Below are 25,815 nucleotides of genomic sequence, written 5' to 3'. Positions count from 1 at the left end.
ACACTTTACTTTCAACCACGCCGCTGAATCCCCTGCTCCAGGGACATCCGAGGCCGGCAGGAGCGCCCCGTCCACGCCGAAGTCCACGGGTGTCTCCGTGAGGCACGCCTGGTAGATCGCGGCGTCCCGCCACCATGCCGTCATAGTTTCCCCCTGAAGGTCTCGACTATGAAATCCCTTGCCGCAAGTTTACGCAAGCCCTTACATACCTCTCCAATACGGAAATTTCGGCTTTCGGTGTCCGAAAACGCTCGTCCGAAACTCCTAGGAAGGAGATTCTTTATGTCAAGGGTGGACATGTAGCGTTAAGGCGCGATGTACTACCTCTTCAATCAGCCTCGTCACAGGTGACACGCGCGCAAGGTGTAGGCCCATGAGCTCGGTCGTTCTCGACAAAGTGACCAAGGTGTATCCGGGCGACTACCTCGCAGTCGACCGGCTGAGCCTTCGGGCGGAGGCCGGCGAGTTCCTCGTCCTCCTCGGTCCATCCGGATGTGGCAAGTCCACGTTACTCCGCATGATCGCGGGCTTGGAGGAGATCACCGAGGGCGACCTCTGGCTGGACGGGCAATTGGCCAATCACCTGGCTCCGCGCGATCGCGACGTCGCCATGGTGTTCCAGAACGGCGCGCTCTATCCGCACAGGACCGTACGGGGGAACATCGCCTTCCCGCTGGAGATCGCCAAGTCGGACCCGGCGATGGTGCGCGAGCGCGTGACCGAGCTGTCGAAGGCCCTGCACATCGACGAGACGCTGGACCGCCGCCCCGGCACGCTCTCCGGCGGCCAGCGGCAGCGCGTGGCGATGGGCCGGGCGATCGTCCGGCAGCCCAAGTTGTTCCTCATGGACGAGCCGCTGTCGAACCTCGACGCCGGCATGCGCACCGAGCTCCGCATGGAGATCTCGGCGCTGGTCAGGTCGCTCGGCGTGACCACGATCTACGTGACGCACGACCAGGTGGAGGCCCTGACGCTGGCCGACAGGATCGCCATACTGAACCGCGGGGTCCTCCAGGACGTCGGCACCCCGGCCCAGATTTACAACGATCCAGCCACCGCCTTCGTGGCCGCGTTCCTCAACTCCCAGCAGCTGAACCTGTTGGCGGCCGGTGTCAGGACGCCACAGAACCAGTACGTCATGCTCGACTTCGGCCCGCACCGCCTCACGCTGCCGTGGAGCGATCCGAGGGCGTACGCGATCTCGCAGCACACGGGCGGGCAGGTGCTCGTCGGCCTGCGTCCCGACGGGCTGGCCCCGGTGCCGGAGTCGTACGAGGGGCCGTCCTTCTACGGGCGGGTGCGGGCGCTGGAGTACCACGGGCACGAGTGGCTGGCCTACATCGAGTGCGGGATGCCCGCCGTCCCGGTGCCCGAGCCGCCGGACCCGCGCCAGCGGATCAACGGCGAGAAGAACGGCTCGGGGAAGCTGTCGAGGCTGGTGCGGCGGATCTTCTCGTCCCCGAGCCATGAGGAGCCCCAGGAGCAGGAGAGGGTGGGCCAGCACCCGAACAGCGGCATCCACCGCCGCTCCGACCTGATCATCCGCCTGGGCAACCGCCCCGTGTGGCGTGCCGGCGACGCGGCCAAGGTGGGCGTCGACCTCTCCCGCGTGATGATCTTCACCCTGGACGGCGCTCGCATCGACCCGCCCCGCCGCTAGTTTCGCCGCCTTTCTCTGCTCCCGGGGACCGCGCACGTCCGCTGATCGTCTCGCGCCTCCGCATGTTGACTAAACGGACCATGGTCCGTATCGTCATGACCAGTAAACGGACCGAAGTCCGGAAGGGGCTTGAATCCATGAGCAGACTGCTGCACATTTCCGCCTCCCCTCGGGGCGGCGAGTCGATCTCCCTGGGGATCGCACAGACCTTCGTCGAGGAGTACCTGGCCGCTCATCCCGGCGCGACGGTCGACCACTTCGACCTGTGGGACGGGACGCTGCCCGAGTTCGGGCCCGCCGCCGCGGCGGCGAAGATGACCGTGTTCGGGGGCGGCACCCCCGTGGGTGAGCAGGCCGAGGCGTGGGCGGCGGCCGTGCGCACGTTCGAGCGCTTCGACTCCTACGACCGCTACCTCTTCAGTGTGCCGATGTGGAACGCGGGCGTGCCGTACAAGCTGAAGCAGTTCGTCGACGTCGTCAGCCAGCCTGCGATGATCTTCGACGTACACCCGGAGACCGGCTACCGCCCTCTGCTGGCCGGCAAGCGCGCCGCCGTCGTCTACACCAGCGCGGTCTGGGGGCAGGGGCTGGGGCCGGAGTTCGGGAGCGACTTCCAGTCGACGTTCTTCAACGACTGGCTACGCTGGACCGGCATCGCCGACATCCAGGAGATCCGCCACCACCCGACGCTCACGGGCTCCTACGAGGACGAGCGCAAGCAGGCCGACGAGCGCGCGCGGCAGATCGCCAGGGCTTTCTAGCCCTGGTCAACGATCGCGACCCGCCAGTATGGCCGGGTCGAAGGACGCGGGGAAGGGCTGGTCAAGTGAAAGGACGTTCCCCGCCTTCCCCTCCGCGACGAGTTCGTAGTCCTGGCCGCTCAGGTTGAAGACCTCGACACGAGGCGCGTCATCGCCCTGGAGCTCGACTCTGATGAAGACCGGGATGCCCGCTGCGGCGTATTTGGGGGGCTTGACCTCGTAGTCGCGCCGCCGACTCGCCTTGCCCGGGTTGACGACCTCGACCACGCACGCCGTGTTCGCGGCGGCGAGCACGGTGGCCCCGGCAAGCATCGCCTCGGTATGCCCTACCACGATGTCGGGAATATCGCCTCATCGCCTTCCATGGATCGAGTCTTGCACGCACGACGGCACAGAGCCAAGTGTAACCGTGTGAGCACGTGGAGTGACGAGGTCGCGTTACCGTGCCTTTACCGATCTCGTCAGGCGTCCGCCACAACTCTCACGAGGTGCAGGTCCAGCGGGGCCCGTCGGGAGTGTCCTCCACCGCGATGCCGCCCGCCAGCATCGCCGCGCGCAGCGCGTCCGCCACGTCGTAGCGCCCCTCCTCGCGCAGCCGTGACCGGAGCGCCAGCAGGGGCTCCACCAGGGAGTGCAGGCCGAGGGAGCGGAGGCCGGCGGCCGAGGCGAGCTCGCCGAGGCGGGCGATCAGCAGCCGCATCAGCTCCCTGGCCTGCTCGACCCCGCCGGAGTCCTCCTCGGTGTCGGCGGCCCATTTGACGATCTCGGCCTCGAGGTCGAGGACGGTCTGGGCCGCCGCCACCATGTCGGGCCTGCCCACGGCGGCCTTGAACAGCTCCTCGCACGTGTGGATGGTCTCCTCCAGCGTCACCTGCGCGGGGGCGGGCTCCGCCGGGGGTGGTGGGACCGTGGCCGTGCCCGTGCGGCCCTCGGCCAGGCGGCGGAGCTCGGCGAGGTCGGTGCGGGTGCCGGTGGGCAGGACCGTCTGGGAGCCGGGGCGGCGGACGGTGAGGCCGCCCCGGCCAGCCACCCGCACGGACTCGCTCTCCAGGTCGATCACCAGCGCGGTGTGCTCGTCGAGGCCGAGGACGGCGGTGCCCGGCGGCAGCTCGCGTTCCATCCGCGACAGTCGGCGTTCGCCGAGGTAGCAGAAGCGGGTGTCATGGGTGCCGCCCTCGGCGTTGTCGAAGTGGGGGATCAGCACGACCCGCAGGCCCAGCGGCTCCAGCAGGTCGATGCCCTCGCGCCAATGGGGATCCGCGCCCACCTTGTAGATCTCGTAGACCGGCACGGTGGCCAGGCCCGCCGTGCAGGCGGCCGCCGAGGCCAGCACCGTCACGCCCGCACGCGCGCGGATCCGGGCGCGCAGGTCACCGGCGACACCCGAGCCGGTCCACCGGTCGAGCGCGTAGGTGGGGCTGCCCGGGCCGGAGAAGACCCAGTCGGCGCCCGTGACCCCGGTGGCCACCTCGACATCCAGGCCGACGCTGTGCGCGAAATAGCGGCGGGCGCGGGCGGAGATGTCGGCGGCGTTCTCCTGGAAGGCGTAGGGGGTGTCGAGCAGCACGGCCCGCGCTCCCGCGCGCAGCGTGCGCGCCGTCGCGCGGTGGATCTCGACCATGGTCGGGCTCGTCTCGCCCGAGCCCATCAACACCAGCAAACCGGGCATCGTTGTCGGCCTCTCTCTCGCACGCCATCGACTACAGCCGGGCCCGCCGTCGTGTTCAAGAGCGGGGACATAATGCGTGTGGGACGTACTTGCACATGGTTGGCAGTAAGTTGGGGATGGTGACGGGAAGACACGTGGTCTCGGTTGAGACGCTCATGCTACGGGTGGGCACCGACAATCGCTGGTCCTACCGGCATGCCAGCACCCGGCCCGCGCGCGGGGAAAGCCCCGACGCGGCCGCGCGCCGGCTCAGCGGGGTCGAGGCGGGAGATCCCGGCACCGTCGTGCACTCCACGAGCTGGCGGTACGAGCCGGACGGCGGGATCGTGCTGACCTATGCGGTCTGCCCGGATCCGGCGCCGTGGCTGCCCGCGGTCGAGGTGCCCGCGCTGGAGATCGCCAGGGGAGAGGCGCCCGCGACGCCGTCACCCGACCGTGTCGCCCTGGCCAACGTGGTCGCCCACGCGGTCAGGCACCTCGCGTTCCTGATGGCCGAGGACCCCGTCGTGGCGAGTGCCCTGTCCGGGCATCCGGAGATCGCCCGCGCGCTGGAGCCGGCGGGCGCTCCGGCGTGACAGGCGGCGGCCCAGCGTCTGCATGGGTCTCTCGACGTACCTGAAGGACAGCGCGCTGACGGCCAGCACCGCGGCCACGGCGAGCGCCGTCATCATGAGCTGGTACGGCAGCTCCGCCCGCCGCAGGTCACCGGTGATCTCCACGAAATACTTCAGCAACGGATGATGCACCAGGTAGAGCGAGTAGCTGATCAGGCCGAGCCAGGTGAGCACCCTGGGCAGCCGCCGCTCGCGCAGCGCCATCCCCGCCGCGAAGGTGGCACCGGCGAGCGCGATCGTCGTCAGCCACACATCCGCCTGCACCCACCACCACCCGCCCTCGACGGCCCACAAGGGCGCGACCGCCACCAGCGCCGCCGTGACCGCGACCGGCCACAGCCGCCCGCCGCCCCGCTCCCACCGGCGAATGGCCGTGCCCGCGAACATCACCGCCAGCACCGCCACCCCGAGCCACGGCACCCGGCTGCTCAGCAGCAGCAACACCAGCGCCATCAGGCCGAGCACGCAGGCCGAGGCCGTCCGGAGGCGTCCCCACACGACACACGCCAGCCCGGCCACGAACACCACGGCGGAGACGTAGGCCGGCCACCCGCCCACCAGCACCGCCCCTGACACCACCAGCCCGACGATCACGGCGCCCGCCGCGAACAGCATCGACAGCAGCCCGCTGCGGCCGTGCCCCCCGACCAGGAACAGCGCCGTGACCAGGAGATAGAACACCATCTCGTACGACAGCGTCCACATCGTGTCGGCCACGCCGCCCACGCTCACGACGTCGAGCAGCATCGTCGCGTGCGCCGCCACCGCGCTCCCGTCCCTCGGCACCTCCTCGCGCAGCGGCACCCACCAGGCCAGGGCCAGCATGACGACGGCCACGCTGAGGTAGAGCGGGTAGAGGCGGAAGAACCGGCTGATCCAGAACAGGCGCACGTCGCCGTGGCGCTCCAGCGAGCTGGGAATGATATAGCCGCTGACCAGGAAGAACACCAGGATGCCGTAGACGCCGAGGTTGAACCAGTACGGCCTGAGCTGAGGGAGGAACCAGGGCAGGAGGTGCTCGGCCACCACGGCCGCCGCGCCGATCCCCCGCAGCGCGTCCAACCACGCCAATCTAGAAGAACTGGGCAAGGCGGCGATAGCGGACACTCGGGACAACATACCCACGCACCCTGAAGAGATGCTGGCACCCGGAAACGCCGCGCGCATACGCCCTGGATACGCTGGTGGCCCCGTGGCGAGAAGGAGGCCAAGCATGACCGTCGCCGTCCACGTCGGACCCGAGCCGGTGCCCGTGCTCATCGACGCCGTACGCCGGGCAGGAGGCGAGGTCGTGCCGCTGGAGGAGGCCGAGGCGATCGTCTACTACGGCAGCGGCGGCCCCGAGGAGCTGCGGTCGATGCTCCACGACGGCATCCGCTGGGTGCAACTGCCGAGCGCCGGCATCGAGCGCTTCGCCGAGGCCGGGGTCATCTCCGAATACCCGGTCTTCACCGCGGCCACCGGCTCCTACGGCCCGCCGGTGGCCGAGCACGCGCTGGCCCTGATGCTGGCGGCCGCGCGTGGCCTGCACCGCGCGGCCAGGGCCACGAGCTGGGAGGGCAACGGGTCCAGGGAGTTCGCGGGCTCGACGGTCGCGATCGTCGGTTTCGGCGGCATCGGGCGCTCGCTCATCAAGATGGTGGAGCCGTTCGGCTGCCGGGTCCTTGCGGTCACTGACAGGGGTGAGGCGCCCGGCGCCGACCTCGTGCTCCCGCGCGCCCGCTACCGCGAGGTGCTGCCCCAGGCCGATTACGTGGTCGTCTCGGCGCCCGCCACGCCGGAGACGAGAGGGATGTTCGGCAAGCGCGAGTTCGACCTGATGCGCAAGGACGCCTGGCTGGTGAACGTCGCCAGAGGCAGCCTCGTCGTCACCGACGACCTGGTGGAGGCGCTGCGCGCGGGCCGCATCGGCGGCGCGGCCCTCGACGTGACCGACCCCGAGCCACTGCCTGACGGCCACCCGCTGTGGGGCCTGGACAACGCGCTCATCACGCCGCACTGCGCGAACCCGCGCACCTCCTACTGGCGTGGCCTGGCCGAGCGCGTCACCGCCAATGTGCGGCGCTTTCGCGACGGCGCCCCGCTGGAGGGCGTGGTCTCGCCGTCCCAGGGCTTCTGAGTCCCGGCTGGGTCAGCCCAGGTTGAGCCGGGCTCCGTTGCTCAGCCCCGAGTCGTGCACCTCGAGCCCGGCCGGGTCGAGGCCCTTCGGCAGCTCGAACACCAGCGCGCCGGTGAACGACTGACCGGCCTCGATCCGGATCGGCGTGATCTCCTTGCCGTCCTTGTCGAGCAGCTTGGTGCCGCCGTGCAGCTCGTCGTTCTCGTCGATCAGCTTCTGCTGGCCCGGGTAGAGCACCCTGGCCTCCCGCCCGACGTTGCTGACCTGCACCCCGACCTGGCAGGTGCGCTTGGCCGCCGACCTCGCCGGCTTGGGGCACTTGGTGCTCGTCACGGCGAAGCGCAGCCTGCCGTCCTGCACCGGCCCGTCCTCACCGACCGCGGGGGAGCGGAACACCGATGCCAGCAGGACGATCAGCGCCACCAGCAGCACGACCGCGATGATCAGGGCGGTCAGGCAGCCCGTCAGCACGCCCCGCTTGACCTTGCGCGGCGGGTTGCCCGGCAGCGGCCCCTGGCCGGTGGCCGAGTGGTGAGGCCGCGGCCCGGCCCCGGTGAGATCCGGATGCGGCCCTCGCGGTGCCTGAGGCCCCCGGCCGGTGCCCGGCACGGGGCCGGTCCGCTCCGGATGGAGAACCGGCGGCACGGGCCCGGTCCGCTCGGCGGGCGGTGGCTGCTGCGGCGCGCGGCCCATTCCGGGCGTGGGACCGGTGCGTTCGGCGGGCGGCGGTTGCTGTGGCCCGCGACTCGTTCCGGGCGTGGGACCGGTGCGTTCGGCGGGCGGGACCGGGCCCGCTCCAGGTGTGGGACCGGTGCGCTCCGCGGGCGGCGGAGGCTGCGGGCTGCGCGCGGGCGCCTCAGGGTGCGGGCCGCGGCCCTGATGGGACGGACCTTGGGACGGGCTGTGGGACGGGCGCGGGCGGCCGGCGCTCGGCACCGCGCCCGTGCGGTCGGGCGGCATGCGGTGCGGCGGCTGCGGCATCATCGGGAAGTCCGACGGGTTCCACGAGTTGGTCAGGTGCTTGGTGGCGGCCAGCTGCGCCGCGGGCTCGTCGGCCGCTCCCACCAGCTCCAGCAGCAGCTGCCTGGCCGCGGGCCGGCGCGCCGGGTCGGGGTGGATGGCCGCGGCCACCAGCCGGTCCAGCGGCGCGGGCAGCCCCCGAAGGTCGGGCGGCGCCGTACGGGCCCTGGCCGCCATCACGTACGCGTCACCCTCGCCGAACGGATGCCCGCCCAGCCCCGCGTAGGCGATGAGCGACCCCCAGGCGAACACGTCGCCCGCCGGGCTCGTGCGCCCCTCGAAGACCTGCTCAGGAGCGATCCATCCGGGCGTGCCCATCACCATGCCCGCGTTCGTGTGCCGGGAGTCCACGTGCGAGGACCGCGCCAGCCCGAAGTCGATCACCCGGGGCCCGGCCAGCGTCAGCATCACGTTGGCCGGCTTGAGATCGCGGTGCACCAGTCCGGCCGCGTGGATCGCGGTCAGCGCGGCCGCCACGCCGACGGCCGCCGAGTGCAGCACGGACGGCGAGAGGGCGCCGTGCTCGATCAGGTGGTCCTCGAGCGAGATGCCGTCGATGTACTCGGTGACGAGGTAGAGGACGCCGCGGTCCTCGCCGTGGTCGAGCACGCGCGCCGTGCAGAACGAGGCCACCTTGCGCGCGTTGGACACCTCTTCGTTGAACCGCGCCCGGTAGACCGGGTCGGCCGTGAAGTCGCGCCGGATCGCCTTGAGCGCCACCCGCGACCCGTCGGCCGCCTTGGCGAGATAGACCACACCCATGCCACCGGAGCCGAGACGGCTGATCAGCTCATAGGGGCCGATCGCCGGCGGATCTTCCGGCTTCAGCGGAGTGCCTGCGGAGCGCCCCAACGTCGCCGTCCTCTCGCCGTCGTCATCCCGTCTCAACCCGAACCGTTCCTCCGCCCGGCACGCTTTTTGTACCCAAGACTCTAACGGAGGACGGGGGCGCCCGTTGGCCACTGGTGCTGAGCAGGCATGCGCCGGGGGAAGGCGCCGGCGCCCGGCGACCGAGCCCGGCTCACGGAGTGAGGCGACGCATGCGCAGCGGGCGCATCGTCACGCGCAGGCGGGAGACGTTGAGCGCGTACGGGAGCGGCCGGTGGGGTGACAGCAGCCGGCCGACCGGCTTGGGCCGGGCCGCGCGGACGATGCCGGCGAGGAAGGCCGTGCCGACCGCGAGCGTCAGGTGCACGCCGTCGCAGCCCGGCCTCGCCCACCACTCGTCCGCCGCGGTGCCGTCCAGCCAGATCTCGGGCGCGAACGTGTTCGCGTACGGCAGGCGCGGGCTGCGCTGGTGCGCCGCGATCGGCACGAGGACGGTGGTGCCGGCGGGCAGGGTGGTGCCGTACCAGTCGGTCGGCGTGGTCGTGACCCGGGAGACCGTCGGCACCGGCGGCCACAGGCGCAGCCCTTCGCGCAGGCAGGCCCGCAGGTAGCCGGGGTCGGTGCGGGCCGACTTGCGCTGGGCGGGGTGGGCGGCGAGCAGCGCCAGCGTCTGCATCAGCCCGGTGGAGATCACGCCGAACCCCATCAGCCAGAACGCCGCCTGCATGAGCCCGCGCGAGTCTGCCTCGCCGGCGTTCTCCGCGATCAGGCCGGCCAGGCTGCCCCGCTCGGCGCGGCGCAGGTGGTCGAGGATGCGGGCGTCGTACCGGCCCGAGAGGATCTCCTGGCGCCGCCTGGCACGCCACCTGCCGGCCGAGGTGAGGCCCGCCAGCAGCCTGGTGAGCTCCTCGTCGTCGGCCGCGCCGTCGCCGTAGACGCAGCGCCTGGCCACGCGCTGCCAGCGGGCGTCGAGCCGGGCGTGGTCCACCACGCCGGAGGTCAGCTGCCCGGCCTCCTCCCTGGCGATCTCGACGAACGCCGGGCGCAGCACGTCCGTCGGCAGGCCGAAGAGGCGCTGTTCGACGCCCTGCGCGTACTCGCCCCCCTCTGACAGCACGCGCAGGGCGTCGCGCTTGGACATGATCAGCAGCGCCGGGCCGCGCAGACCGCGCACCAGGACGGGGCGGCCGCCGTACCTGGCCTCTAGCCCGGCCAGCAGCGCGCGGGAGCGCAGCAGGTCGCGCCCGGGCAGCGCGTGCGGCGCGCCGGGCGGGACGACGGTGGCAGCCAGGCGCAGGCTTTCCAGCAGGGTGGCCCTGGGGAGGCCCCTAGGCACGCGCGACCTCCCGCGTTCCGACCGGCGCCCGCGGGTCCGGGGCCTTGCGGGTCCGGACCTTCCGGACCGCGGGCGCCTCCTGGATGGCCGGAGTGGGAGGGAAGTTCATATGCCGATGTGAACGCCGGGGTCGCCGCGCCGCAATGAGCGGTTTCGGCCAACGGAACACTTCCGGTCGCGCGCGGGCGAGGTGTTCCGTTGGCCGGAACGCCTACGCGCTCAGGAGCGCGGCCGAGATGGCCTGGGCGGCGCCGCGCACGGAGATGCCGAGCCTGGCCAGCGGCGCCGCGCCCGCCGGGGCGGCCACACCCAGCGACATGCAGACCCTGCCGCCGGGGCCGAACACCGGCGCGGCCACGCATGACACGCCCTCGGTGAACTCCTCCTGCGAGTAGGCCACGCCGTGCCTGCGGACCTGGGCCAGCTCGCGCTCGAGCCCGGTGAGCGTGGTGATCGTGCGGCGCGTCATCCGCTCGAACGAGCCGCGCGCGAGCAGCTCCCGGCGCAGTGCCGGGTCGAAGGCCAGCAGCGCCTTGCCGGTCGCGGTGCAGTGGAGCGGCGCGCGGTCCATGCCGTCGGAGCGGGAGTCGACCCGGTTGTGGCCGTAGAGGCGCTCGACGTAGCGGGCCTCAAGGCCGGAGGGCACGGCCAGGTTCACCGTCTGCCTGGTGGTCTCGTACAGGTAGAGCAGGTAGGGCAGCACCACCTGGCGGGTGCCAGGCACCCGCAGGCGGGTGATGCCGGCCATCGTCTCCAGCAGCTCGCCGGGCAGGTAGCCGTTGCCCACCCGCCTGGCCAGCCCGCGCGAGCACAAGACGCCCAGCAGTCGGTGCGCGGTCGACTTGGGCAGGCCCGTGGCGCGGCACAGCTGCGACAGGCTGACCGGGTGGGTGGCGGTGCTGAGCGCGAGCAGGATGTCGATGCCTCGCTCGAGGCTGCCGGGCTGAGCCACGGGGCGGTCGTCCGTCACTAGTTGGCTGGCCGTTTCCGTCGGCATTCATGTCCCTTTCGCTCTCCGAGTAGCGGAAGGGGCTTCCCGGGGCTGCGGTTTTCCTGTGCTGTACCCGGCAGCCGCCCGTTCAACGCAGGCTGATGATCTCCGCGTAGACGGAAACCGCCACCTCAGCGGGCGTTCTGGCCCCTATGTCCAGACCCGCCGGAACGCGCCCCAGGGGCCACTCACGCGCAGGCCTTCACCTCCCGTCTCAAGGCGGGTCCTGCGTTGCCGCCTCATCGTGGTCGGCTCGCCGCGCGGCCGCCGCGACCACTGGCTGGTCGGCTCCTCCGCCACGGATTCCCTGAGCGACACGAGCCGGTTGCTGCGGCTGTTACGGGTTCAGGAGTCGCAGGTGCGGGTCTTCGCCAACCAGACGGCCGCGTGGAAGGCCGCCACCCAGGTCATGCGCACCCCGGACGACGGCATCCCGCGCAGCCGCTTCCGCCCGCCGATCCACGTGTCGATCTGGAGCTGAGGTCTACCGCTCTCGTTTGAGCCGCCTGCCGAACAGGTGACCGTTGCGCACATCCTGTCCGATCAGGACGCGCACCTCCAGGTGCGGATTCCCGGCCAGCGGGGCGAGATCGAGGCCCGGGACGGCGTCGGTCAGCCAGAGGGTGCGCAGCCGGCTCAGCTGGGCCAAGGGCGAGAGATCTCGCAGTTCGCGGCAGCCGCTGAGGTCCAGATACGTCAACCGGCTCAGACGGGTCAGGGGGCGAAGGTCGTGAACCCGCGATCCTTGGAGGCCCAGACAGGTCAAAGCGGGACATCCCGTGAGAGGGGACAGATCCTCGAGTTCTTCGGTATGCGTCAGGAAAAGCTGATCGAGGCTGAACAGGGAGAGCGCCTCAAGATCTGCCAGGCGGTCGTATCCCGTCAGCTCCAATGCCGTGAGCTGGGGCGCGCGCTCGGCGATCTCGCGCACGGAGGTGAACGCCGGGACATCAGCGAGGAGCAGCTCACGCAAGCCGCCGAGCGGCGGCAGAGCATCCCAGCTCGTCAGATGCGGAGTCTCTCTGAGGCTCAGAGTCTCCAACTTGGGGAGGTCCCCCAGTGGGGAGAAGTCGGTGACGGGTCCGAGAACTCCCACATAGGTCAGGTCGTGAAGATCGGAAAGGAAACCGAGCTCGCTCGCACTGAACGCAGAGATCGACTTCAGCGCGCTGAGCTCGCGCAGGACGCGCATGCTCGCGCCGGTGAGATCACAGTTCAGAACAAGGTGATTGAGCGATTCGCGATGGGCCAGCAGCGGGCTGAGATCCGGTGCCGCACCCGTCAGAACGGCGACGGACCGCAGCGGAGGCAACTCGCCCACCGCATTGAGCTGTCCGACGGTGTGGAGCTGCAGCATCAGCTTCGTCCGAAGGGAGAAGAGAACGCGTTTGGCGTAAGCCTCGGGCTCGAAGTAACGCCAGCCCTCGATCAGCTCCCCGTCGACGTCCGGCCGGCCGTCGGACGCGTAGCCGGCCAGGACGTCGAGGGCGCCAGGGCCGTTGATCAGCAAGGCCGTCCTGACACAGGCGCGGGCGGCCGCCGGAGACAGCCCGCTGAGGTCGCGCGGTAACCGGTCGAGGACTACCTGCCCCGCCGGCGCCAGCGACCGTGCCGAAGCCACATCGCGCGGCGGGATGAGGTCGTGCAGACACCCGTCCACCGCCTCCCGCAGCCGTTCGGGGACCGAAGGCAGGGTCTCCAGGCAGGAGCACACCAGGACCTTGAGCCGCCGGGCGTACCGCGGCTCGCCGGCCATCCGGGACAGCAGCCCTGACAGCAGTTCCTCCCTGAGCGGCCCGTTCGCGTGCCCGGCCGCCATGACCACGACCTCGCGCCACTGATCGCGATGCGCGTTCAGCACCAGCGGCTCGACGTCGCCCACCTCGGCCGCGGCCCGAGCCGTCAGGTACTCCTGCACCGTCCGGTGCACGAAGTCGATCCGCCCCTCCACCGGCTCGCGGATCACGCCGCTGCGTTCCAGCAGGTATTCGAGCACCTGCGCGCCGGTGGCCTGGACCCTGGGCATGCCCGAGACGACCCGTTCCACCCACGCCAGCGCCGCCGGCTTGGCCAGCTCCACCCGGTTGGTCACCGACAGCTGCCAGGCCAGCTCCTGCAGCACCTGGATCTTCTGCGAGCGGTCCAGATGGACCTCGCCGTAGCTGGGGATGACCCGTTCGGCGTCCCGCCGCTCCAGCAGCATCTCCAGTGCCGCGCCGTACAGGCCCATGCGGTCGGGCGGCAGCTGCGAGGCACGGTCGAGGTTGAGGGCGCACAGCATGGACGCGAGCAGCGGTGTGGCGGCGAGGGCGCGCAGATGCGGCGCGCCGTCGAGATGCGACAGGAGGCGGGCCTGCACGACGGGCAGGTGCTCAGCCGGGCAGGGCAGGTCCCTGCTGTTCCTGATCGCCTCGTGCCAGTGCTCGACCAGCGTGCGGGTGTCCGACGGGGTCATCCGCTCCAGGAACGCGGGCGCGAACCCTTCCTCGTCCAGCCACGACGACCGGGCGGCCGACGGGCGGCTGGTGACGACGACCCGGATCGCGGGGAACTCGGCCAGCAACCCGCGCAGCCACGGCTTGATCGCCTTGCGCTGACTGCCGGTCAGCTCGTCGACGCCGTCGATCAGCAGCAGCGCACGCCCGGACGCCAGCTGCCGATGCACCCATCCGGCCGGCATGAGCCCGGCCAGCGCCCCGGCGGTCAGGTCGAGGAACTGCTCCGGCCTGGGCAGGTCGCGGTCGGCGTGGCTGCGCAGCTTCACCAGGAACGGCACGCCGCCGTTCCACTCGGCCAGCTCGCCCTCGAACCCGCCCCGGGCCGCCGTGATCGCCAGCCAGCGCAGCAGCGTGCTCTTGCCGCTCCCGGCCTCGCCCCGCACCAGCATCCGGTGTCCCCGCCTGAGCGCGCTCTCCACCCGCATGGTCGCGGGCTCGTCCGGCGCCTCGTGCCACGAGCCGTGGGCTTCCCTGCCCCGGGCGGCGGTGACCGACAGGCTGATGTACGCCACGCTCAGCGAGGTGCGCGGCCGGAAGCGCTCGACCCGTACGCCCAGGAGCTCGAGGTTGTCGAGGGTCTGCGAGACGTGCTCCAGATAGCGGCGGCGGAACCCGGCGTCCCTGTCCGTGCCGTCCGGGGCCTCCAGTGTGCGCACCGGCAGCCGCTCCAGCATGGCGGACATCTGCTCGCCCAGGCCGGACAGGCGTCCGAGCATCTCGGCGGCGGCGCGCGGCTGGAACTCGGGCAGGTGCCGGACGATCCGCACCAGGCAGTCGCAGCACTCGTCGAGCACGACCTCGTAGAGCCGGGACTGCGCCTCGCCGAGGTCCTTGGGGGCGGGCAGGGTTTCGCGTATGGCGCGCGCGAGGCGTACCGGGTCGGCGTCGGCGGCGAGCAGCGCGCGGTCGGAGAGGTCCGCCCGGACCAGCGTGTCCCGGACCTCCGCGAGCACGACCGGCCGATCCTCGTCGCCGAGCCCGGGGAACTCGTGCGCGCAGACCTTCAGCACCCGCGCCGTCACGGCGTCCGCGATGTCCTCGAGCTGCCGCTCGGCCTTACGGCGCACCAGGTGATCGGGGAACCGGACGCGCATCAGGTCGACGAGCGCCTTGCGGCTGCTCTCGTCGGTCGATCGGGCGGTCAGCCAGGTGCGCACGGCACGCTCGCCGACCGCCGTGCCCACTTTCAGAGCCGCCGTCTCCAGAGCCACCGGCCCATTATCCCCGCGCCTGATCCACTTCGTCCCCGGTCCTTCCGGGAAACCGGCGAGGAACGTAGCGGGCCGTGGTCCGGAGGGGTGGGCTAGCGGAGGGCCGCGGCCTCCGAGGCCAGTTTCTCCACGCGGCCCCAGTCACCGGCCGCCAGCGCGTCGGCCGGGGTCAGCCAGGTGCCGCCGACGCACCCCACGTTCGGCAGCGCGAGATAGTCGGGCGCGGTGTTCACCCGGATGCCGCCCGTCGGGCAGAACCGCACGTCCGGCAGCGGGCCGCCCAGCGCCTTGAGGTAGGGGACGCCGCCCGCGGCCTCGGCGGGGAAGAACTTCAGCTCCTTGATCCCCCGCTCGACCAGCGCCATCACCTCGGACACGGTCGCCGCCCCCGGCAGGTACGGGACGCCGCTCGAATCCATCGCCTCGACCAGCGCCAGGGTCGTACCGGGCGACACCAGGAACTTGGCCCCCGCGGACACAGAAGCGGAAATGTCCTCCGAAGTCCGGATGGTCCCCGCGCCCACCGTCGCCTCAGGCACCTCGGCGGCGATCCTGGCGATGGCCTCACGCGCGGCCGGAGTGCGCAGGGTCACCTCGATGACCGGCAAGCCCCCGGCGACCAGCGCCCTGGCCATCGGCACGGCGCTCTCGACGTCCTCGATCACCACGACGGGAATCACTGGGGCGAGATCGAGCAAGCTCATGAGTTTTCTCCTCGTCGGCCCGTTCCGGCCGTCTAGTCACGTACAAGTCCCCACACCAGCCCGTGGCCGCAACAATGGCCCTGCCCAAAGGCGGACGGCCCAACCGGTCACGCTCCGCCGAAGGCCGCCCCCGCGCCGAGGCTCAACCCACCAGCTCCGTGCGGGCGCGCTGGGACAACCAGGCCGCGGCGCCCGTCAGCGCCGGCTGAGGGGCGACGATCAGCGCGGTCCCGATGGCCGCCAGGTAGTCGGCCATGTCCGGGTTGGCGGCGAACCGGGTGCGGAAGCTGCTGGTGCGCACCCGTTCCACGATACGGGGGAGCACTCCGCCGCCCAGATACACCCCGCCCCTCGCCCCGAGGGTCAGGGCCACGTTCCCGGCGAAGCTGCCCAGCATGCCGCAGAACACCTCGACCGTCTCCGCGCACAACGAGTCGTCCAGCCGGGCCACGATGTCCGAGGCGGTCAGCTCCGCTGCGGCGACGCCGTTCACCTGTGCGAGCGCCCGGTGCAGCCGGACCAGCCCCGGCCCCGACAGCACGTGCTCGGCCACCACGTGCGGCAGCCCCTGGGACTGCAGCGCCTGGACGATCTCCAGCTCCCGCCGGTCCACCACCGGCACCGTGACGTGCCCGCCCTCGCCGGGGATCGGCGTCCAGCCGTGGTCCGTCGGCACCAGCCCGCCCACGCCGAGCCCGGTGCCCGGCCCCAGCACGGCCTTGACGCCGTGGCCCGGCTGGGGGCCGCCCAGGGAGACCAGGTCGTCGCCCTCCAGGTGCGGCAGCGACACGGCCAGCGCCTCGAAGTCGTTGAGCAGCACCGCGTACGGCACGCCGAGGTCCCGTACGGAGCCGGCCCACGTGGAGTTCGTGAGCCGGTAGTGGTCGCCGTCGATCGGCCCGGCCACGGCCAGGCACGCCGCGCCCGGTCGCGCGCCGCCCGCGTGTTCCGCGAGATAGGCGGCCACGGCTTCGGGGAGGGTCCCGTAGTCAGCCCCGGCCAGGACCGCGACGTTCGACGGCCGCGCTCCCAGCGAGGTCACCAGGCCGAACCGGGCGTTGGTCCCGCCGATGTCGGCGACCAGCCACGGAAGGTCAAAGGCACTCACCGCTCACCTCCGGCATCCAGGGCGGCGTCGATCGATCGCCGTACCTCGAAGGATGCCACGAGCGCTCACCCGGCCCCGGACGGGGTGGTGAGCCCCCCAGCCGACGACGGCTCACCGCGCCAGTCCGGCGTGCTGGGCGGCCACCGGGGTGCCGCTCTCCAGGTGGGAGGCGCCGGCCTCGGCGGGGAAGCCCAGCCCAGGGCCATGGTCGGGCGACTCGGCGCCGCTCAGGCCGAAGATCCCGGCGCCCTGCTCGGCGTGCCCCGCCATCCGGCGGAACGCCGCGAACAGCTCGCGGCCCGTGCCCACCCACTGCGCGTCGCTCAGCGGACGTCCCTCGGGCGTGCGCCGGGCCAGCTCCTCGGCGGGCACCAGCAGCTCCAGCGTCCCGGCGGCCGAGTCGAGCCTGATCACGTCGCCGTCGCGCACAAGCGCGATCGGCCCGCCGTCGGCGGCCTCGGGCGACAGGTGGATGGCCGCGGGCACCTTGCCGGACGCGCCGGACATCCGCCCGTCCGTGACGATCGCCACCCGCTGCCCCCGGTCGAGCAGCACGGCCAGCGGCGGCGTGAGCTTGTGCAGCTCGGGCATGCCGTTCGCGCTCGGCCCCTGGTAGCGGATGACCGCCACGAAGTCCTGCCCGTCCAGCTCGCCCGCCTCGAACGCCTTCAGCAGGTCCAGCTGGTCGTCGAACACCCTGGCCGGCGCCTCGATCACCAGGTGCTCAGGCTTGACCGCGGAGACCTTGGACACGGCCCGGCCCAGGTTGCCGGAGAGCATGTGGATCCCGCCGTCCGGCGAGAACGGCGCCGCGACCGGGCGCAGCACGTCCAGGTCCGAGCTGCCGCCGGTGACCGGCGACCACACCGGCTCGCCGTCCACCAGCTCGGGAGCCTCGCGGTAGCGGTCGAGCCCGCGCCCGGCCACGGTCATGACGTCCGCGTGCAGCAGGCCCTCGTCGAGCAGGTCGCCGATGAGCACCTGCATGCCGCCGGCGTCGCGGAAGTGGTTCACGTCCGCCTGGCCGTTCGGGTAGATCTTGGTGAGCGACGGCACGACCCGCGACAGGCGGGCGAAGTCGTCCCAGGTCAGTACGATCCCCGCGGCGGCGGCCATGGCCACCAGGTGGATCGTGTGGTTCGTGGACCCGCCGGTCGCCAGCAGGGCGACGCAGGCGTTCACGATGGCCTTCTCGTCGACCAGCTCGCCGATCGGGGTGTACTCGGAGCCGTGCGCGGTGATCTCCACCGCCCGCCGCCCGGCCGCCTGCGTGAGGGCGTGGCGCAGCTCGGTGTGCGGGTTGACGAACGTCGAGCCGGGCAGGTGCAGGCCCATGACCTCCATCAGCGCCTGGTTGGAGTTCGCGGTGCCGTAGAAGGTGCAGGTGCCGGGGGAGTGGTACGACTTCGCCTCGGCGTCGAGCAGCTCCTCGCGCCCCACCTTGCCCTCGGCGAAGAGCTGGCGGGCGCGTGCCTTGACCTTGTTCGGCAGCCCGGAGGCCATCGGCCCGGCCGGCACGAAGATCGCGGGCAGGTGCCCGAAGTGCAGCGCCCCGATGAACAGCCCGGGCACGATCTTGTCGCACACGCCCAGCAGCAGCGTCGCGTCGAACATGTCGTGCGACAGCGCGATCGCGGTCGCCATGGCGATCACGTCGCGGCTGTAGAGGGACAGCTCCATGCCGGCCCGCCCCTGGGTGATGCCGTCGCACATCGCGGGCACGCCGCCCGCCACCTGGGCCACGCCGCCCGCGTTGCGCACCGCCGCCTTCAGCTCCGGCGGGTACGTCTCATACGGCTGGTGCGCCGACAGCATGTCGTTGTAGCTCGTCACGATCGCCACGCCCGGCTTGGCCGTGCCGCGCAACGCGGGCTTGTCCTCGGCCGGCGCGCTCGCGAAGCCGTGCGCCAGGTTCGCGCATCCGAGGTGGGCGCGGGCCGGGCCCTTGGCCTTGGCGGCCGCGCCGTCGCGGCGGATGCGCTCCAGGTAGGCGGCCCGGCTGGCGGCGCTCCGCTCGGCGATCCGGTCGGTGACGTCCTGAATAAGCGGATTCACATTTCCTCCTCGTGCCAGGCGCGACCGCTGCGGCCGAGCAGTTCGTGGGCTCCGGCGGGGCCGGTCGTTCCGGCGGGGTACGGCTCAGGCAGGTCGTCGGACGCCTCCCAGGCCGACAGGATCGGGTCGATCCAGCGCCAGGCCGCCTCCACCTCGTCGCGCCGCATGAACAGCGTCGGGTTCCCGGCCAGCACGTCCGTCAGCAGCCGCTCGTACGCCTCGGGCACCCGCGCGGTGAACGTCTTGCCGAAGCTCAGCGACAGCGGCACCGGCTTCAGCGTCACCTCGCCCGCGCCCGGCTCCTTGGCCATGATGTGCAGCTCGATGCCCTCTTCCGGCTGGAGCCGCAGCACCAGGCGGTTCGGGCTGCCGCCGGGGAAGATGGAGTGCGGCACGTCCTTGAACTGCACCACGATCTCCGACCTCCGGTACGGCATCCGCTTGCCGGTCCGCAGGTAGAACGGCACACCGGCCCACCGCCAGTTCTTGATCTCGGCGCGGATCGCGGTGAACGTCTCCACCCGCCGCGACGCGTCGGTCGGCGGCGTGGACGCGGGCTCGTCGAGGTAGCCCGGCATCTCGTCCGCCTCGGTGTACTGGCCGCGCACGGTGAAGCGGTCCACCTCCGTGCCCGTGATCGGCCGCAGGGCCTGCAGGACCTTGACCTTCTCGTCGCGGATGGCCTCGCGGTCGCTGCGGGCCGGCGGCTCCATCGCGGTCAGCGTGAGGAGCTGGAGCAGGTGGTTCTGCACCATGTCACGCAGCGCGCCCGCGTGGTCGTAGTAGCCGCGCCTGCCGGGCGTGCCCACGGTCTCGGCGGCGGTGATCTGGACGTGGTCGATCCACAGGGAGTTCCAGATCGGCTCGAGGAAGGCGTTGGCGAAGCGCAGGACCAGCAGGTTCTGGACGGTCTCCTTGCCCAGGTAGTGGTCGATGCGGAAGATCTGGCGCTCGTCGAAGATCGCGCCGACCTCGTCGTTGATCCGTTGCGCGCTCGGCAGGTCGTGGCCGAGCGGCTTCTCCAGCACCACGCGCGAGCGCGGCGTCACCAGCCCCGCCTCGTCCAGTTCGCGGCAGAAGGGGCCGAACGTCCTGGGCGGGCTGGCCAGGTAGAAGACCCGGTCGCGCTGCTCGTACCCGGCCAGCAGCCTGGTCAGCGCGCCCCACCCGGACTTGTCCGCACCGCCGACGTCGACCGACACGTGGTGCAGGCGGCCGAGGAAGCGCTGCCACAGGGCGAGGTCGTCCACCGGGACCCGGTCGCGTACCTCGGCGTCCACCTTGCCGCGGAAGTCGGCGTCGGTCAGCCCGCCCCTGGACATGGCGATGACGCGGGTCTCCGGGGAGAGCCGGCCGTCCCTGTCGCTGTGGTACAGCGCCGGGATCAGCTTGCGCATGGACAGGTCGCCTGTCCCGCCGAAGACGACGAGGTCGGCGGTGTGGGCGGGGTTGGTGGTCGATAGGGGGGACACGGTACGGGCTCCGATGATCTACCCAGCAGGGACAGAACGGACACTAACGAGAGTTTGGGTCGCACACAAGCGGAGTTTTGGCATTTGAGATAAAAAAGTCTGGAGTTTTCATGACCTAACCCCATGTGATTCACTTAGCCGATGCCTCGACGTACCGCCGCGACCCTCGCCACCAGTGGTGAGGTGCTCCGCCTCATCCGCACCGGTGAGGCCGTGACGCGTGCCGACATCGGCCGGGTGACCGGCCTGTCGCGCCCCGCGGTGCAGCTGCGCGTCGGTGAGCTGCTGGAGCGCGGCCTGGTCGTGGAGCGCGACGACGCCCCCTCCACGGGAGGGCGGCCGCCGGTCCGGCTGGAGTTCAACGCCGCGGGCGGCGTGGTGCTGGTGGCGGCGCTCGGCGCCACCCGCACCAGGGTCGCCGTCTGTGACCTGGCCGGCGAGGAGCTGGCCGGGCGCGAGTTCGCGATGGACGTGGAGGAAGGCCCCGACATCGTGCTGCCGCTGCTCATGGACACCTGGGACGAGCTGCTGGGCGACCGGCCGCGCTCGATGATCAGGGGTGTCGGGATGGGCGTGCCGGCCACGGTCGAGTTCGCGCACGGCCGCACGGAGAGCGCCCGGGTGATGGCGTCCTGGACCGGCGTGGTGATCCCGCCGATCATCCGCGCGCGCTTCCCCGTCCCCGTGCTCGTGGACAACGACGTGAACGTGCTGGCCATCGGCGAGCACCGCGGCGCCTACCCCGACCTGGACGACCTGATGTTCGTCAAGGTCTCGACCCGGATCGGCGCCGGGGTCATCGCCGGCGGCGGCATCCTGCGCGGCGCGCTCGGAGCGGCGGGCGAGATCGGTCACATCCCGGTGCTGGACGGCGGCGACGTGCTGTGCCGCTGCGGCAACACCGGCTGCGTCGACTCCGTGGCCAGCGGCACCGCGCTCCTGCGCGACCTGCGGGCGCGCGGCAAGGACGTCAGGACCATCGCCGACGTGACCGCGCTGGTGCGGGCGGGCGACGCCGAGACCATGGCCACGGTGCGCGAGGCCGGTCGCCGGATCGGCGAGGTGCTCGCCGGGGCCGTGAACATCCTCAACCCGTCGGTGGTGGTGCTGGGCGGCGACGTGGCCGAGGCGTTCGGCCCGCTGGTGTCGAGCATCCGCGAGGTCGTCTACCGCCGCTCCACGGCCCTGGCCACCCGGCGGCTGCGCATCGAGCCGAGCCGGCTGGGCGCGGGGGCGGGCATCAGCGGGTGCGCGGTGATGGTGCTCGACCACGTGCTCTCGCCGGAGGCCGTGGACGAGACCATGACCGTCTCGCCCCTCCGCCGCGACCGCGTCGCCTCCTCCTGACCGTGGCGGGCGGCTAGCGGTCCCATCGGGGTTCGTCGCTCTCCCGTACGAGCCCGTCCGCCCCGAACACCAGATAGCGGTCGAGGTCGGCGGCGAACCAGCGGTCGTGCGTGACCGCCAGCACCGTCCCCTCGTACCCGGCGAGCCCTTGCTGGAGCGCCTCCGCGCTGGCCAGGTCCAGGTTGTCCGTCGGCTCGTCGAGCAGCAGCAGCGTCGCACCCGACAGCTCCAGCAGCAGGATCTGGAGCCGGGCCTGCTGCCCGCCGGACAGCGTCTCGAACGGCTGCGCGCCCGCCGGTGCCAGCTCGTAACGGGCCAGCGCCGCCATCGCCTCGTTGCGGGTCATCGCGTGCTCCCGCATCACCACGTCGGCGGCGGCGCGCCCCGCCAGGTCCGGTCGCAGGTGGGTCTGCGCGAAATGTCCCGGTGACACCCGGGCGCCCAGGCGGGCCGCGCCCGTGTGCGCGATCGGCTCGCCGGCCAGCAGCCGCAGGAAGTGGGACTTGCCGGTGCCGTTCATGCCCAGCACGCCGACCCGCTCGCCGTACCAGATCTCGGTGGAGAACGGCCGTAGCAGCCCGCTCAGCTCGAGGTCCTCGCACATCACCGCCCGCTTCCCGGTGCGTCCGCCGCGCAGCCGCATCCGGACGTTCTGCTCCTTGGGCGCGCGCTGCGGCGGTCCCGCCCGCTCGAACCGCTCCAGCCGCGTGACCGCCGACTGGTACGCCCCCGCCAGGGCGTCGTTGCCGGCCGAGCGCTGGCGCAGCGTGTGGACCAGCCCGCGCAGCCTGGCCCGCTCGTCCTCCCACCGCCGGCGCCGCTCTTCGAGGCGCTCCTTGCGCTGCCTGCGGGCCTCGGCGTACGTCGCGAAGCCGCCGCCGTGCACCCACACCCCACGACCCTCCACGGTGATGATGCGATCGGCGGCCTCGGCCAGCAGCTGCCGGTCGTGCGAGACGAGCAGCACCGTCTTGGCGGAGCTCCTGATCGCCCGCTCCAGCCACTGCTTGGCCCGCACATCCAGGTAGTTGTCGGGCTCGTCGAGGAGCAGCACCTCGTCGGGGCCGCGCAGCAGCGCCTCCAGCATGAGCCGCTTCTGCTCCCCGCCCGACAGCGTGCCCAGACCTCGCGCCTTGATCTGCTCGTACGGCAGCCCCAGCGCCTCCGTCGCGCACACGTCCCACACCACCTCGAGCTCGTAGCCGCCCGCGTCGGCGTAATCGGCGATGGCCTGGGCGTAGGCGAGCTGGGCAGGCTCGTCGTCCTGCCGGGAGATCGCGCGCTCGGCGGCCTCCAGCGCGGCGGCAGCCTCGCGGATGCGCTCCGGGGCGACGTTCAGCAGCAGGTCTCGCACGGTGCCCGCACCGAGGAACTGCCGCATCACCCCGATCCCGCCGCTGCTCGCGACGCGGCCGTCCGCCGGGACCAGCTCGCCCGCGATCAGTCGCAGCAGCGTGGACTTGCCCGCGCCGTTGGGCCCGACGAGCGCCGCCTTGGCGCCGTCGCCCACCTTGAACGACGTCTCCAGCAGCAGCGGCCGGCCGTCGGGCAGCAGGTACGTCAGCCCGCTCACCTCGATGTGCCCCATGACGGCCACCTCCTTCTAGATCGATGTTCCACTTACTAGACCATCGATCCGGTCACTCGCACAACGTATTATCGCCGGGTGGACACCGTGTGGTCGCGCCCCCGAAGGGCGCCAAGGCAGACGCTGACGCTCGACCGGATCGTGGCCGAGGCGGTGGCGCTGCTCGATGAGGAAGGCGTGGGCCGCCTGACCATGCGCCGCCTGGCGGAGCGCCTCGACACCGGCTCGACCACGCTCTACTGGCACGTCAAGAGCAAGGACGACGTCCTCGACCTGGCCCTGGACGCCGTGTTCGGGGAGGTGGGCCTGCCGGCACGGCCGGAGGACGGCTCCGGGTGGCAGGCCCCGGTGCGCGAGCTGATCGGCGGCTGGCGCGCGGCCTTGCTGCGGCACCCGTGGTCGGCCGCCATCCTCGACCGCCCGCTCATGGGGCCGAACGCGCTGGAGCGCACCGAGTTCCTCTACGCGACCTTGGCCGCTGCCGGCTTCGCCGCACCGAAGCCCGCCGCCTACAGCCTGTCCAACTACGTGATGGGCTCGGTCGTCATGCAGGTGACCTGGCAGGAGCGTGACCAGCAGGACACCGGGGAGTTCCTCCGGGAGCGCGCCGACCGCTATCCGGCCCTGGCCGAGCACGGCCTCGACCACGTCTGGGACGTCACGTTCGACGAGGGCCTGGGCTATCTGCTGGAGGGCATGGAGAGCTCCCGCCGGCGCAGGACCGGCGGCACATGATGCCGGCGCAGCCGTAAAAGCCGGGCTCTTACGGCTTTCTGGGTTTTCTGGGCTTGCGCGTCTTGACGGGCGGCGTGTGCTCGGGCGCGGTCGTGGCGGTGAGAGGCGGCAAGAGGGACAGGAGCGTGTCCGTCACCGACGGCGTGGAGGGCCGCACAGGCGGGGGCGTGCGGGAGACGGCGGGCTCCTCCGGGCTCACGAAGCTGGGCCGCGTAGCGGCGCCAGGGCGCACGGGCGGCGTGGTGGCCGGAGGGGTGGTGCGGCGGGCCGGCCGGCCGAGCCGCGAAGAAGGCGGGAGTGCGGAGGCCGGGTGGGCCGAGGGCGGAAGCGAGGAGGACGGAGAGAGCGCGGCGGGCGGGGGCGAAGAGGAGCGGCGCAGCGCTCCGGCGCGGGACTCGACGGCGACGGGGATGGAGCCGGTGGGGCCGCCGGACGCGGTGCCGGGCCAGTCGACCGCGTTCAGCTGCCTGGTGCCGACCTCCCCGCTCACCAGGATCCCCGCCGTGGCGAGCATGACCGTGCCGAGCAGGACGCCCGCGGCCATCAGCGCCCGCTCCCGCCGCCCGCCCTCGTTGGCGAAATCGGCGGGTTCAACGGGTTCTGATGATCGCTCGGTTTCGCTCACCCCTCAAATGCTAGAGAGGCCGCGACAGCTCCAGGGGCGATCCGGACAAATCACAGAAAATTGTGATCATCAACAGGTGCAGAGCAGCCCTCGCAGCGCCGTCTCCAGGCACAGGCCGGAGCGCGCGGGAGTGGGCCACGGGAAGCGCACCAGCGACTCGTCCACCCGCACGGTCGCCCCGTACCGGTCCAGCTCCCACAACCACACCTCGCCGGCCTGCTCCCCGAGCTGCCTGGACACGCCGGCGGTCAGCTGCGCCCGGTGCGAGGCGTTGACGTGCGCGAGCACCCGCTCGGCCGTCTCGGACAGCGGGTCCGGCGTCGCGCCCAGGTAGTCGTCGGCGTCCAGCAGGCCCGACTCCTGCCCAGTCAGGTAGACGACCTGGCCCACGTCCAGCCGCAGCAGCCGCGGCGCGCCGCGCTCGCCGAACCGCTCGAGCGCGTCGAACAGGCTCTCGTCGGCGCTGTGCGCGGCCACCGCGACCGCCGCCGCGCGTGCCTCACCCTCCGGTACGGCCTCCGCCCACCCCTGCACCTCGATCAGCCCGCGCGGATGCGTGACGGAGCCCAGCCGGCGCATCGCGGTCAGGTTCACCGCCACGACGGCGTCCTCGCGCAGGCCGTGCAGCGGCTCCCCGGGCAGCACCAGCAGCACGGGCCGGCCACGCTCGTCCACGCCCCCGCGGGCGGGCGAGGGGGCGCCGTCGACGGACAGCTTGGCGACGCTCGCGGTCGCGGCGAGGGTGCGGACCCGCTCGGGGATCGTCAGCATGGACCCTCCATTCCAATGGTAGGTTAGCCTCACCTAAGTAAGGATTACCTAATCACATCGAGGTGAACGTGCGCTACACCGGCCCCAAGGTGCGACTGTCACGTCGCGCGGGCGTCCCGCTGACCAGGAAAGCCGTCCGCTACTTCGAGCAGCGCCCCTACCCGCCGGGCGAGCACGGCCGCAAGACCAACCGCCGCAGCACCGGCGACTACGGGCTGCGGCTGATGGAGAAGCAGAAGCTGCGCTGGTACTACGACGTGTCGGAGCGGCAGCTGCGCCGCTACTGGGACCTCGCCGTGCGCAAGCCGGGCGCGTCGGGCGCCGAGCTGGTCACGCTGCTGGAGAGCCGCCTGGCCTCGCTCGTGCTGCGGGCCGGGTTCGCGCCGTCGATCTACGCGGCCAGGCAGTACATCAGTCACGGGCACGTCGCCGTGGACGGCCGCAAGGTGGACATCCCCAGCTACCTGGTCAAGCCCGGACAGGTGATCACGGTGCGGGAGCGGTCCCGCAAGATGCAGCCGTTCGTGGCCGCCGCGGAAGGCGTGTACGCCGACGAGCGCGTCGCGCCCTACCTCTCGGTGGACCACGCCGAGCTGCGCTTCACGCTGACCCACCGGCCCGAGCGCGAGCAGATCGCGGTCCCCGTGGACGAGCAGCTCGTCGTGGAGTTCTATTCTCGTTAGGCCCGCGAGGCGCCGGCGGG

22 protein-coding genes are annotated in these 25,815 nt (G+C 71.9%); 7 read left to right on the top strand and 15 right to left on the bottom strand.

Annotated features, from left to right (window positions below):
* Window positions 1–373 precede the first annotated feature (373 nt).
* The gene (locus tag ACIBVN_RS44325) at window positions 374–1,660 is read left to right on the top strand and encodes an ABC transporter ATP-binding protein (protein ID WP_397146309.1); all 1,287 of its coding nucleotides are present in this window, start codon (window positions 374–376) and stop codon (window positions 1,658–1,660) included.
* A gap of 137 nt (window positions 1,661–1,797) precedes the next feature.
* Window positions 1,798–2,421 (top strand): FMN-dependent NADH-azoreductase, encoded by a 624-nt coding sequence (locus tag ACIBVN_RS44320; RefSeq protein ID WP_397146308.1) that lies wholly within the window; start codon window positions 1,798–1,800, stop codon window positions 2,419–2,421.
* A 6-nt stretch (window positions 2,422–2,427) separates the two neighbouring features.
* On the opposite strand, the gene ACIBVN_RS44315 is transcribed toward ACIBVN_RS44320, so the two are convergent.
* The 3 genes from ACIBVN_RS44315 to ACIBVN_RS44305 all read right to left on the bottom strand — a co-directional run bounded on the left by ACIBVN_RS44315 (window position 2,428) and on the right by ACIBVN_RS44305 (window position 5,766).
* Complete coding sequence (locus tag ACIBVN_RS44315) at window positions 2,428–2,754, bottom strand: Uma2 family endonuclease (protein ID WP_397146307.1); 327 nt, start codon at window positions 2,752–2,754, stop codon at window positions 2,428–2,430.
* A 148-nt stretch (window positions 2,755–2,902) separates the two neighbouring features.
* Window positions 2,903–4,090 (bottom strand): hypothetical protein, encoded by a 1,188-nt coding sequence (locus tag ACIBVN_RS44310; protein WP_397146306.1) that lies wholly within the window; start codon window positions 4,088–4,090, stop codon window positions 2,903–2,905.
* Between the two features lie 425 nt (window positions 4,091–4,515).
* On the bottom strand, window positions 4,516–5,766 hold the full coding sequence (locus ACIBVN_RS44305; protein ID WP_397146305.1) for an acyltransferase family protein: 1,251 nt from the start codon (window positions 5,764–5,766) through the stop codon (window positions 4,516–4,518).
* Window positions 5,767–5,917: 151 nt separating this feature from the next.
* Here ACIBVN_RS44305 and ACIBVN_RS44300 point away from each other — a divergent pair, with 151 nt between their 5' ends.
* On the top strand, window positions 5,918–6,823 hold the full coding sequence (locus ACIBVN_RS44300) for a D-isomer specific 2-hydroxyacid dehydrogenase family protein (RefSeq protein WP_397146304.1): 906 nt from the start codon (window positions 5,918–5,920) through the stop codon (window positions 6,821–6,823).
* 12 nt (window positions 6,824–6,835) lie between these two features.
* On the opposite strand, the gene ACIBVN_RS44295 is transcribed toward ACIBVN_RS44300, so the two are convergent.
* The 4 genes from ACIBVN_RS44295 to ACIBVN_RS44280 all read right to left on the bottom strand — a co-directional run bounded on the left by ACIBVN_RS44295 (window position 6,836) and on the right by ACIBVN_RS44280 (window position 11,179).
* Complete coding sequence (locus ACIBVN_RS44295) at window positions 6,836–8,695, bottom strand: protein kinase (RefSeq protein ID WP_397146303.1); 1,860 nt, start codon at window positions 8,693–8,695, stop codon at window positions 6,836–6,838.
* A 169-nt stretch (window positions 8,696–8,864) separates the two neighbouring features.
* On the bottom strand, window positions 8,865–10,007 hold the full coding sequence (locus ACIBVN_RS44290; protein ID WP_397146302.1) for a cytochrome P450: 1,143 nt from the start codon (window positions 10,005–10,007) through the stop codon (window positions 8,865–8,867).
* Window positions 10,008–10,218: 211 nt separating this feature from the next.
* On the bottom strand, window positions 10,219–11,004 hold the full coding sequence (locus tag ACIBVN_RS44285; protein ID WP_397146301.1) for an IclR family transcriptional regulator: 786 nt from the start codon (window positions 11,002–11,004) through the stop codon (window positions 10,219–10,221).
* Between the two features lie 82 nt (window positions 11,005–11,086).
* Window positions 11,087–11,179, bottom strand: coding sequence for an XdhC family protein (locus tag ACIBVN_RS44280; protein WP_397146324.1), 93 nt, complete (start codon window positions 11,177–11,179; stop codon window positions 11,087–11,089).
* A gap of 63 nt (window positions 11,180–11,242) precedes the next feature.
* Between ACIBVN_RS44280 and ACIBVN_RS44275 the strand changes: the two genes are divergently transcribed.
* Entirely contained in the window at window positions 11,243–11,479 is a 237-nt protein-coding gene (locus ACIBVN_RS44275; RefSeq protein ID WP_397146300.1) for a hypothetical protein, read from the top strand.
* A 3-nt stretch (window positions 11,480–11,482) separates the two neighbouring features.
* Here the strand turns inward: ACIBVN_RS44275 and ACIBVN_RS44270 are convergent, their stop codons facing one another.
* From ACIBVN_RS44270 to zwf, 5 genes are all read right to left on the bottom strand, one after another.
* Window positions 11,483–14,707, bottom strand: a complete 3,225-nt coding sequence (locus tag ACIBVN_RS44270) for an NACHT domain-containing protein (RefSeq protein ID WP_397146299.1) — start codon at window positions 14,705–14,707, stop codon at window positions 11,483–11,485.
* 92 nt (window positions 14,708–14,799) lie between these two features.
* The gene (gene eda, locus ACIBVN_RS44265) at window positions 14,800–15,411 is read right to left on the bottom strand and encodes a bifunctional 4-hydroxy-2-oxoglutarate aldolase/2-dehydro-3-deoxy-phosphogluconate aldolase (protein WP_349450166.1); all 612 of its coding nucleotides are present in this window, start codon (window positions 15,409–15,411) and stop codon (window positions 14,800–14,802) included.
* 142 nt (window positions 15,412–15,553) lie between these two features.
* Window positions 15,554–16,519 (bottom strand): glucokinase, encoded by a 966-nt coding sequence (gene glk, locus ACIBVN_RS44260; RefSeq protein ID WP_397146298.1) that lies wholly within the window; start codon window positions 16,517–16,519, stop codon window positions 15,554–15,556.
* Between the two features lie 111 nt (window positions 16,520–16,630).
* Window positions 16,631–18,574, bottom strand: coding sequence for a phosphogluconate dehydratase (gene edd / locus ACIBVN_RS44255; protein WP_397146297.1), 1,944 nt, complete (start codon window positions 18,572–18,574; stop codon window positions 16,631–16,633).
* Window positions 18,571–20,046: a glucose-6-phosphate dehydrogenase gene (gene zwf / locus ACIBVN_RS44250; RefSeq protein WP_397146296.1), complete on the bottom strand. Its 1,476-nt coding sequence runs from the start codon at window positions 20,044–20,046 to the stop codon at window positions 18,571–18,573. Before zwf ends, edd begins: the two co-directional genes overlap by 4 nt.
* Before the next feature lie 141 nt (window positions 20,047–20,187).
* Here zwf and ACIBVN_RS44245 point away from each other — a divergent pair, with 141 nt between their 5' ends.
* Complete coding sequence (locus tag ACIBVN_RS44245) at window positions 20,188–21,393, top strand: ROK family transcriptional regulator (protein ID WP_397146295.1); 1,206 nt, start codon at window positions 20,188–20,190, stop codon at window positions 21,391–21,393.
* A gap of 13 nt (window positions 21,394–21,406) precedes the next feature.
* Here the strand turns inward: ACIBVN_RS44245 and ACIBVN_RS44240 are convergent, their stop codons facing one another.
* A complete protein-coding gene (locus tag ACIBVN_RS44240; RefSeq protein WP_397146294.1) occupies window positions 21,407–22,981 on the bottom strand; it encodes an ABC-F family ATP-binding cassette domain-containing protein in 1,575 nt (524 codons plus the stop codon).
* A gap of 78 nt (window positions 22,982–23,059) precedes the next feature.
* Here ACIBVN_RS44240 and ACIBVN_RS44235 point away from each other — a divergent pair, with 78 nt between their 5' ends.
* Complete coding sequence (locus ACIBVN_RS44235) at window positions 23,060–23,716, top strand: TetR/AcrR family transcriptional regulator (RefSeq protein ID WP_397146293.1); 657 nt, start codon at window positions 23,060–23,062, stop codon at window positions 23,714–23,716.
* A 28-nt stretch (window positions 23,717–23,744) separates the two neighbouring features.
* Here the strand turns inward: ACIBVN_RS44235 and ACIBVN_RS44230 are convergent, their stop codons facing one another.
* A complete protein-coding gene (locus tag ACIBVN_RS44230) occupies window positions 23,745–24,341 on the bottom strand; it encodes a hypothetical protein (RefSeq protein WP_397146292.1) in 597 nt (198 codons plus the stop codon).
* A 69-nt stretch (window positions 24,342–24,410) separates the two neighbouring features.
* A complete protein-coding gene (locus ACIBVN_RS44225) occupies window positions 24,411–25,112 on the bottom strand; it encodes a DUF2470 domain-containing protein (protein ID WP_397146291.1) in 702 nt (233 codons plus the stop codon).
* A 68-nt stretch (window positions 25,113–25,180) separates the two neighbouring features.
* Between ACIBVN_RS44225 and rpsD the strand changes: the two genes are divergently transcribed.
* Window positions 25,181–25,795 carry a 30S ribosomal protein S4 gene (gene rpsD / locus ACIBVN_RS44220; RefSeq protein WP_397146323.1) on the top strand — a complete coding sequence of 205 codons (615 nt, stop codon included), beginning with the start codon at window positions 25,181–25,183 and terminating at the stop codon, window positions 25,793–25,795.
* The last annotated feature ends 20 nt before the right edge of the window (window positions 25,796–25,815 follow it).

Source organism: Nonomuraea sp. NPDC049400 (genome assembly GCF_044466425.1).
Classification (GTDB): Bacteria; Actinomycetota; Actinomycetes; order Streptosporangiales; family Streptosporangiaceae; genus Nonomuraea.
Note: the sequence above shows the minus strand (reverse complement) of the source record. Positions and strands in the feature narration are given on the sequence as shown.